We start from the raw sequence: 10,070 nt of genomic DNA on the forward strand, positions 1-10,070 counted from the left end.
CTTGCTGTTTTATGACCCTTTCCTCTTCAGATATCACGCCAGCATTAGCTGAACTTATCGTGACCAGTGCGCCGCCTGACGACGCCATCAACGCGGCGCGTCAGGGAGTGATCGATTTTGTCGCCTCGGCGCTGCCCGTCACGCAAGGGGCGGTCGCCGATACGGGACTCAACGCCCTGAAACAAGTGTTCAGCGGTGACGACAGCCTGTCGCACAGTCTGCGGCTCGGCTACGCCGGACATGCGCTGGACTTTGATGACTTCCACCCGGCGTTTCGCGGTCATCCCAGCACGGTGATCCTGCCCGCGCTTTTCGCACTGGCGGCGGAAATCCCCACCGTGACGGAGACGGATTTTCTCACCGCGTATGTCATCGGCGTCGAAGTGGCAGGCCGCAGCGGTCTGGCCTCGGGTCCCCGCCACTACGCGCAGGGATTCCATAACACGGCGACGCTGGGGACGCTCGCCGCCGCGGCTGCCGCTTCGCGACTGGCGAACGCCAGCGTGACGCAAACCCAAAATAGTCTGGGCCTCGCCGCGACGCAGGCCGCCGGGCTGAGAGCGCAATTCGGGAGCGACGCCAAACCGCTGCATGCCGGACTGGCGGCCCGCGCTGGTCTTACCGCCGTGAAGCTGGCATTAGCCGGATTCGCAGGCAATCCACAACAGGTTCTGGGAGCCTTTCTCGCCACCCACGGCGAAGGACAGCAGCAGCCAGAACGCTGGACCGCAGACTGGGGCCAGCCGTGGCGAATCCTTTCCCCCGGACTGGAATTCAAACGCTTTGCCACCTGTAGCGGGACCCACAGTGCGGCAGACGCTGCGCTGAGACTCAGGGCGCAGTGGCTCGCGCGATATGCTGCCAGCGGCCGGTCGCTGACTGAGGATATCGACCATATCACCGTCCGTTTTCCCCCGGGAGGCGATACCGCCCCGTTCATCCGGCGAGCCACAACCGGTATAGAAGCGCGCTTCAGCCTCGAATATGTTATTGCGACCGCGCTGGTGGACGGCTCGCAGTCGCTAATGCGCTTCGGCCCCGAACCGGTCGATCCCGTTATTTCCACGCTGGCCGATCGCGTGACGCGCAGTGCGGACCCCAGCGCGCCGCCGGACGAGCTGAATCCTAAGGCGCGTTTCCATGAGGTCACGCTCTATTTGCGCGACGGGGAACAACTGACAGCCCGCGTCACCCGTCAGGACACCCTTGCGCACCCGGCTGACCTTGGCGAAAAACTCCGGCAAAATCTCGCGACGCTGCCCCAGCTAGACAGTGAACAAGTGCTCGAACAGTGCCGACTGCAACGCTCGGGCGACCTGCGTGCGCTGTTACCGCTGCTGCTCAATTAAGGTCGAAGCACGGCCTTTTCCTGCCGCTCGGCGAGCGTGAGACATAAAAAAATCCGGCGGCACGAATGCCCCGGATTTTTATCTTGTCGTTGATACGCAGGCGCTTATTTTTGCCTGCGCATCCTCGCCGTCAGCTTATTTTTTCTTCGCTTTCGGGTTCGGCAAGTCGGTGATGCTGCCTTCGTACACTTCCGCCGCCAGCCCGATAGATTCGTGCAGCGTCGGGTGAGCATGGATCGTCAACGCGATATCTTCCGCGTCGCAGCCCATTTCGATAGCCAGACCGATTTCACCCAGCAGTTCGCCGCCGTTGGTCCCGACGATTGCCCCACCGATGATACGATGGCTTTCTTTTTCGAAGATCAGCTTGGTCATGCCGTCCGCACAGTCGGAAGCGATGGCACGGCCTGATGCCGCCCAAGGGAAGATCGCGGTTTCATAGCTGATACCCTTCTCTTTCGCTTCTTTCTCTGTCAGACCCACCCACGCCACTTCCGGTTCGGTATAGGCGATGGACGGGATCACTTTCGGATCGAAGTAATGTTTCTTACCGGCAATGACTTCTGCGGCAACGTGACCTTCATGTACGCCTTTGTGCGCCAGCATCGGCTGACCGACGATATCGCCGATAGCGTAGATGTGCGGCACATTGGTGCGCATCTGTTTGTCGACGTGGATAAAGCCGCGATCGTCAACTTCAACGCCAGCCTGACCCGCATCCAGCAGTTTGCCGTTCGGCACACGGCCGATAGCGACCAGCACCGCGTCATAACGCTGCGGTTCCGCCGGTGCGTTTTTCCCTTCCATCGTGACGTAGATGCCGTCTTCTTTGGCTTCTACCGCGGTCACTTTGGTTTCCAGCATCATGCCGAACTTCTTGCTGATGCGTTTGGTGAAGGTTTTCACGACGTCTTTATCGGCAGCCGGGATCACCTGATCGAACATTTCAACGACGTCGATCTTGGAACCCAGCGCGTGGTATACGGTCCCCATTTCCAGACCGATGATACCGCCGCCCATGATCAGCATGCGTTCCGGGACGGTTTTCAGCTCCAGCGCATCGGTGGAGTCCCATACGCGCGGATCTTCATGCGGAATAAACGGCAGCTGGATCGGACGGGAGCCTGCGGCCACGATCGCGTTATCGAAGTTGATGGTGGTGTTGCCGCCTTCGCCTTCCACGACCAGCGTGTTCGCGCCGGTGAATTTGCCCAGACCATTAACGACTTTGACTTTACGGCCTTTCGCCATACCCGCCAGACCGCCGGTCAGCTGGTTGATGACTTTTTCTTTCCAGGAGCGAATCTTGTCGATGTCGGTCTGAGGTTCGCCGAACACGATACCGTGCGTGGCAAGCGCCTTAGCTTCTTCGATGACTTTCGCAACGTGCAGTAAAGCTTTGGAAGGGATACATCCGACGTTGAGGCAAACCCCGCCCAACGTGGAATAGCGTTCTACCAGTACGGTGTCCAGACCTAAGTCCGCGCAACGGAACGCCGCAGAATAACCTGCAGGGCCCGCGCCAAGCACCACCACCTGGGCTTTAATTTCAGTACTCATCATGACCTCTTGTTTTGTTTGTCCGGCGGTCAGACGTGGTTGTAATGGATCAGTACGCCCGTCATCCACCGGGACGCCCCACACTGACATTGAGTTTACAGAGTTGTTAACGCTCTGCAAGGCGAGCCAGGAGGATCTGCGTCTCAAACATGCCGCGGCGAACAGCTTGCCGCCACGGCATCGACGTTAGCCAAAAGACCGGCCCGCAGGCCGGTCCCAGCAGTTACATCACCAGACGACGAATATCAGACATCACATTGTTGATGAAGCTGATGAAACGCGCGCCGTCCGCACCGTCGATAACACGGTGGTCGAATGACAGAGACAGTGGCAGCATCAGGCGCGGCGCGAACTCTTTGCCGTTCCAGACCGGCTTGGTCGCCGATTTGGAAACGCCAAGGATAGCCACTTCCGGTGCATTAACGATCGGCGTGAACGCCGTGGTGCCAAGACCGCCCAGGCTGGAAATGGTGAAGCATCCGCCCTGCATGTCAGAAGCCGTCAGCTTGCCTGCGCGGGCTTTTTTGGAGATTTCCATCAGTTCGCGAGACAATTCGACGATGCCTTTTTTGTTCACATCACGGAACACCGGCACAACCAGACCGTTCGGCGTATCCACCGCAACACCGACGTTGACGTATTTTTTCAGCGTCAGACGCTGACCGTCTTCGGACAGGGAGCTGTTGAAACGCGGGAACTCTTCCAACGCTTTCGCGACGGCTTTCATGATGAACACGACAGGCGTGATCTTCACGTCCAGTTTCTTCTTCTCGGCTTCCACGTTCTGCTGTTTGCGGAACGCTTCGACTTCGGTGATATCCGCTTCATCGAACTGCGTTACGTGCGGGATCATCACCCAGTTACGATGCAGGTTGGCGCCGGAGATCTTCTGAATACGACCCAGTTCCACTTCTTCGACTTCGCCGAATTTGCTGAAGTCGACCTTCGGCCAAGGCAGCAGACCAGGCAGAGAACCACCCGCAGCACCCGCCGCCGGAGCGGATTCAGCGCGTTTCACCGCGTCTTTCACGTAAGCCTGAACGTCTTCGCGCAGGATACGGCCTTTACGACCCGTTCCTTTCACTTTCGCCAGGTTGACGCCGAACTCGCGCGCCAGACGACGGATGACCGGCGTCGCATGCACGTAGGCATCGTTCTCAGCAAACTCGCCTTTCGCACTGGCGGCCGGAGCAGCGGCTGGCGCTGCTTTGGCCGGTGCGGCTGCCGTCGTTTCCGCTTTCGCGGCCGGAGCCGGTGCCGCCGCCGGGGCGGCGCCTTCGACTTCAAAGACCATGATCAGAGAGCCGGTTTTCACCTTGTCGCCGACAGCGATCTTGATCTCTTTGACCGTACCCGCGAACGGCGCCGGGACTTCCATGGAAGCCTTGTCGCCTTCCACGGTGATCACAGACTGTTCTGCCGTGACTTTGTCGCCTACGCTGACCATCACTTCGGTGACTTCAACTTCGTCGCCGCCGATATCCGGGACGTTGACGTCTTTCGCGGCAGAACCGGTGCTGGCGGCGGCTGCCGGAGCAGCCGCAGGCTGGCTTGCCTGTGCGGCTGGCGCAGCGCCTGCCACTTCAAACACCATGATCAGAGAGCCGGTTTTCACCTTGTCGCCCGTCGCGATCTTGATTTCTTTGACCACACCCGCGAACGGCGCCGGGACTTCCATAGAGGCTTTGTCGCCTTCTACGGTGATCAGAGACTGCTCGGCTTCCACGCTGTCGCCGACTTTTACCATCACTTCGGTCACTTCGACTTCGTCGCCGCCGATGTCCGGTACTTCGACGTCTTTCACTGCGCTGGCTGCGGCCGGAGCCGCCGGTGCCGCTTCCGGCTGTGCTGCTGCCGGAGCCGGGGCTTCCGCCGCGCTGTCTGCCGAATCAAAGACCATGATCAGAGAGCCAGTGGAGACTTTGTCGCCGACGGCAATCTTGATTTCTTTCACCACGCCCGCCTGAGGGGAAGGCACTTCCATGGAGGCCTTGTCGCCTTCCACCGTAATCAGCGACTGTTCTGCTTCAACAGTGTCGCCGACTTTCACCATTACTTCGGTGATTTCAACTTCGTCCGAACCGATATCCGGAACATTGATTTCGATAGCCATGTAATCTTGCCCTCTTATGCCAGACGCGGGTTAACTTTCTCAGGGTCGATGTTGAATTTCTTGATGGCTTCAGCCACTACAGAAGCTTCAACTTCGCCGCGTTTAGCCAGCTCGCCCAGTGCGGCGACAACCACGTAAGACGCATCCACTTCGAAGTGGTGACGCAGGTTCTCACGGCTGTCGGAGCGACCAAAGCCGTCCGTACCCAGAACGCGGTAATCGCTGGCCGGGATGTAAGTACGTACCTGCTCGGCAAACAGCTTCATGTAGTCGGTAGACGCCACGGCTGGCGCTTCGCTCATCACCTGGGCGATGTACGGTACGCGCGGCGTTTCGGCCGGGTGCAGCATGTTCCAACGTTCGCAGTCCTGACCGTCGCGAGCCAGTTCGGTGAAGGACGTCACGCTATAGACATCGGAGCCGATGCCGTAGTCCTTGGACAGGATCACAGCGGCTTCGCGGACATGGCGCAGAATGGAGCCGGAGCCCAGCAGCTGTACCTTGCCTTTGCTGCCTTCTACCGTTTCCAGCTTGTAGATACCTTTGCGGATGCCGTCTTCGGCGCCCTGCGGCATAGCTGGCATGTGGTAGTTTTCGTTCAGCGTCGTGATGTAATAATAAACGTTCTCTTGCGCTTCGCCGTACATACGATGCAGACCGTCATGCATGATGACAGCGACTTCGTAGGCGAACGCCGGATCGTAGGAGATACAGTTCGGGATAGTCAGAGACTGAATGTGGCTGTGACCATCTTCGTGCTGCAGACCTTCGCCGTTTAGCGTCGTACGACCGGAGGTACCGCCGATCAGGAAGCCGCGCGCCTGCTGGTCGCCAGCAGCCCAGCACAGGTCGCCGATACGCTGGAACCCGAACATGGAGTAGTAGATATAGAACGGAATCATCGGCAGGTCGTTGGTGCTGTATGACGTTGCCGCCGCCAGCCAGGATGCGCCTGCGCCCAGTTCGTTGATCCCTTCCTGCAGAATCTGACCTTTCTCGTCTTCTTTGTAGTACGCCACCTGCTCACGGTCCTGCGGGGTGTACTGCTGGCCGTTCGGGCTGTAGATACCGATCTGACGGAACAGACCTTCCATACCGAAGGTACGCGCTTCATCCGCGATGATCGGCACCAGACGATCTTTGATCGACTTGTTCTTCAGCATCACGTTCAGGGCACGAACGAAAGCGATGGTGGTGGAGATCTCTTTGTTCTGCTCTTCCAGCAGGGGACCGAAGTCTTCCAGCGTCGGCAGATCCAAAGAACCGCTGAAGTTAGGCTGACGAGACGGCACGTAGCCTTCCAGCGCCTGACGACGTTCGTGCAGGTATTTGTGCTCTTCGGAATCTTTATCGAAGGTCAGCAGAGGCAGTTTTTCCAGCTCTTCGTCTTTGACCGGCACGTTGAAACGGTCGCGGAAGTAGCGAACGCCTTCCATGTTGATCTTCTTGACCTGGTGAGCAATGTTCTTGCCTTCGGCCGCATCGCCCATACCGTAACCCTTGATGGTATGCGCCAGAATAACGATCGGTTTGCCTTTGGTGTCCTGCGCTTTTTTCAGCGCTGCGTAGACTTTCTTCGGATCGTGGCCGCCGCGGTTCAATGCCCAGATTTCATCATCAGTCCAGTCTTTGACCAGCGCTGCGGTTTCCGGATATTTACCGAAGAAGTGCTCACGCACGTAGGCGCCGTTTTTCGATTTGAAGGTCTGGTAGTCGCCATCCACGGTTTCGTTCATCAGCTGAATCAGCTTACCGCTGGTGTCTTTACGCAGCAGCTCATCCCAACGACCGCCCCAGATAACCTTGATCACTTCCCAGCCAGCGCCGCCGAACACGCCTTCCAGCTCGTTGATGATCTTGCCGTTACCGGTAACCGGACCGTCCAGACGCTGCAGGTTGCAGTTGATGACGAAGACCAGGTTGTCCAGTTTTTCACGGGTGGCGATGGTGATGGCGCCTTTGGATTCCGGCTCATCCATCTCACCGTCGCCCAGGAAGGCGTAGACGGTCTGTTTAGAGGTATCTTTCAGACCACGGTGTTCCAGGTATTTCAGGAACTTGGCCTGATAGATCGCACCGATAGGACCCAGACCCATAGAAACGGTCGGGAACTGCCAGAATTCAGGCATCAGTTTCGGGTGCGGATAGGAAGACAGGCCGTGGCCGTGTACTTCCTGACGGAAGTTGTTCATCTGCTCTTCGGTCAGACGACCTTCGACAAATGCGCGAGCGTAAACGCCCGGGGAGATGTGTCCCTGGAAGTAAACCAGATCGCCGCCGTCCTGCGCGTTGCGTGCGCGGAAGAAGTGGTTGAAACACACTTCGTAGAAGGTGGCGGAGGACTGATAGGACGCCATGTGGCCGCCCAGTTCCAAATCTTTCTTAGAAGCGCGCAGTACGGTCATGACCGCATTCCAACGGATCGTTGAACGAATACGGCGCTCCAGATCAAGGTTGCCCGGATAGGCAGGTTCGTCTTCAACGGCGATGCTGTTGATGTAACTGCTGCTTGCGCTGCCGGCAGCGGTTTTCACGCCGCCTTTACGTGCTTCGCTCAGAACCTGATCAATCAGGAACTGCGCGCGCTCAACACCTTCTTCACGGATAACCGATTCGATCGCCTGCAGCCAGTCACGCGTTTCGATCGGATCCACGTCATTGTTCAAACGTTCTGACATGGTCTATTCCTTATCTGTTTCTAATTCAGTTGATTTGTCTGGAGCCTGTCTTCATACACTCTGCGCCCATAGGGTTAAAAGCGCAGGAAGACAGGCTCATCGTCTCGTATTTCGCAAACGGCGCCTCGGTGAAAGCACCTAGTCCTTGCGTTGCTGGAGCCGACGCAATGAGCGTTCTCGCCGGCTGTGTTCCCGGTTCAGTTCCAGCAATATTTCCTCTATAAACGCCAGATGACGGTGTGAAGCTTCGCGCGCCTGCTCCGGCTCACGAGCGACTATCGCCTCAAAAATTCTGGCGCGATGACTACTCACCTTGGCCAACACTTCGCGACTCAGGTAGAGCAATTCGAAATTCTGTCTTACGTTCTGTTCCAGCATAGGCCCCATGCATCGCAAGAGGTGCAGCAGGACCACGTTATGCGTCGCTTCCGTGACCGCGACCTGATAGTGCATAACGGCTTCCGCTTCTGCGTCCAAATCGCCGGAATCACGCGCTTGTTCGATCAAAAGATGGCATTCCCGAATGCGTTGCAAATCGGACTCAGTGCCGCGTAGCGCCGCGTAATACGCTGCGATGCCTTCCAATGCATGACGGGTTTCAAGAAGATCGAACTGTGATTCAGGATGATTGCTGAGCAGCTCAGCCAGCGGGTCGCTGACGCTCTGCCACAAATTGGTCTGGACAAACGTGCCGCCGCCCTGACGACGTAGCAACAGCCCTTTCCCTTCAAGCCGTTGAATGGCCTCTCTGAGAGAAGGACGTGATACCTCAAACTGTTTGGCGAGCTCACGTTCCGGAGGAAGTTTTTCACCGGGCCGCAAAGTCCCTTCGAGGATCAGAAACTCCAGTTGCTGTTCAATCACATCTGATAGTTTGGGCTGACGGATCTTGCTGTATGCCATGGCGAAATTTTCTCGGCGAAAAGCGCGGAGTTAATTGGTAATACCAATTTAAAAAACGTGGCGTCAAAGTAACAAAGTATTCACCTTCTGTCTATATGATTACTATGACAATTGCCCTATCGCTATAGTTTTTAACAACCAAGTCAAACTAATGAGTAATTACGCTAATAGGTCATTGGTATTACCAATATTTCCCACGCCGTCGCTGTAACTTTTCATGAACAAAACTCTAGCAGCTGAAACGATTAAATCCTCCATAACGGAATAAAAACCGCATTTATTGCATAATAATTCACATAGACGTCAACATTGAACTATTCGCATTCAAATTAAATGTTAAGCATTACATGACAATTACAGGATAGAACCCGCGGAAGGTATCGAAAAGGTAACGGGGAGTTTTTGGTTTGGCTTTGGACCACACAACGAATAAATCAGTGCAATTATCGGCACTTATCACTATTCTCTGACCAACGGTAGTAGGAAGGTTATTTTCTTCTCTCCGCAGTCGTAAACTTAAAACAACACCAATGTAAAGCTGCCAACACTTTGGCGGTGCTCTCAAGACTTTCATATAGATAGGCAGAAGGTAAAAGCCATGCAAAATCAACAAGACGGAACGCTAAAGCGTGGATTAAAAAACCGTCATATCCAGTTGATTGCTCTCGGCGGTGCAGTGGGAACGGGACTGTTTCTCGGTATCGCACAGACAATCAAAATGGCGGGACCTTCAGTTCTGCTGGGCTACGCTATCGGCGGTATTATCGCGTTCTTCATCATGCGTCAGCTGGGGGAGATGTCGGTTGAGGAACCTGTAGCAGGCTCTTTCAGCCACTTCGCTTACAAATATTGGGGTAACTTTGCCGGATTCGCCTCAGGTTGGAACTATTGGGTGCTGTACGTTCTCGTGGCGATGGCCGAGCTCAGCGCCGTCGGCATCTACGTTCAGTATTGGTGGCCAAGTATCCCGACCTGGGTTTCCGCCGCCGTCTTCTTCATGGTCATCAACGCCATCAACCTCGCTAACGTGAAGATTTACGGGGAAATGGAGTTCTGGTTCGCCCTGATTAAGGTGAGCGCCATCATCGGCATGATCGCTTTCGGCGGCTGGCTATTGTTCAGCGGACATGGCGGCCCCGAAGCCACGGTAACTAACCTGTGGAATCAGGGCGGGTTCTTCCCTAACGGGATCATGGGCCTGGTCATGGCGATGGCGGTTATCATGTTCTCCTTCGGCGGCCTGGAGCTTGTCGGCATCACCGCAGCAGAAGCGGACGATCCTGAAAAAAGCATTCCTCGCGCCACCAATCAGGTGATCTACCGCATCCTGATTTTCTACATCGGCTCCCTGACGATTCTGCTGTCATTGTATCCGTGGGGCAAAGTCGTAGAAGGCGGCAGCCCTTTCGTGATGATTTTCCATGAGCTAAACAGCGATGTAGTCGCCACTATCCTGAACGTTGTCGT

The 10,070-nt window shown here is 56.2% G+C and carries 6 protein-coding genes; 2 read left to right on the forward strand and 4 right to left on the reverse strand.

The features are described 5' to 3' along the window. The first annotated feature begins 11 nt into the window (after window positions 1-11). Complete coding sequence (locus tag Q7O77_RS09940) at window positions 12-1,349, forward strand: MmgE/PrpD family protein (RefSeq protein ID WP_304166480.1); 1,338 nt, start codon at window positions 12-14, stop codon at window positions 1,347-1,349. Between the two features lie 135 nt (window positions 1,350-1,484). Here the strand turns inward: Q7O77_RS09940 and lpdA are convergent, their stop codons facing one another. From lpdA to pdhR, 4 genes are all read right to left on the reverse strand, one after another. Further along, window positions 1,485-2,909, reverse strand: coding sequence for a dihydrolipoyl dehydrogenase (lpdA, locus tag Q7O77_RS09945; protein WP_304166471.1), 1,425 nt, complete (start codon window positions 2,907-2,909; stop codon window positions 1,485-1,487). Between the two features lie 223 nt (window positions 2,910-3,132). Continuing rightward, on the reverse strand, window positions 3,133-5,022 hold the full coding sequence (aceF, locus tag Q7O77_RS09950) for a pyruvate dehydrogenase complex dihydrolipoyllysine-residue acetyltransferase (RefSeq protein ID WP_304166474.1): 1,890 nt from the start codon (window positions 5,020-5,022) through the stop codon (window positions 3,133-3,135). Window positions 5,023-5,036: 14 nt separating this feature from the next. Continuing rightward, window positions 5,037-7,700, reverse strand: coding sequence for a pyruvate dehydrogenase (acetyl-transferring), homodimeric type (gene aceE / locus Q7O77_RS09955; protein ID WP_085652940.1), 2,664 nt, complete (start codon window positions 7,698-7,700; stop codon window positions 5,037-5,039). Between the two features lie 138 nt (window positions 7,701-7,838). Continuing rightward, complete coding sequence (gene pdhR / locus Q7O77_RS09960; protein ID WP_085652941.1) at window positions 7,839-8,603, reverse strand: pyruvate dehydrogenase complex transcriptional repressor PdhR; 765 nt, start codon at window positions 8,601-8,603, stop codon at window positions 7,839-7,841. 598 nt (window positions 8,604-9,201) lie between these two features. Here pdhR and Q7O77_RS09965 point away from each other — a divergent pair. Then, window positions 9,202-10,070 (forward strand): amino acid permease (locus Q7O77_RS09965; protein ID WP_304166477.1); only part of this gene is annotated, 869 nt, incomplete at its 3' end.

Source organism: Lonsdalea britannica (assembly GCF_946477055.1).
Classification (GTDB): Bacteria; Pseudomonadota; Gammaproteobacteria; order Enterobacterales; family Enterobacteriaceae; genus Lonsdalea; species Lonsdalea britannica_A.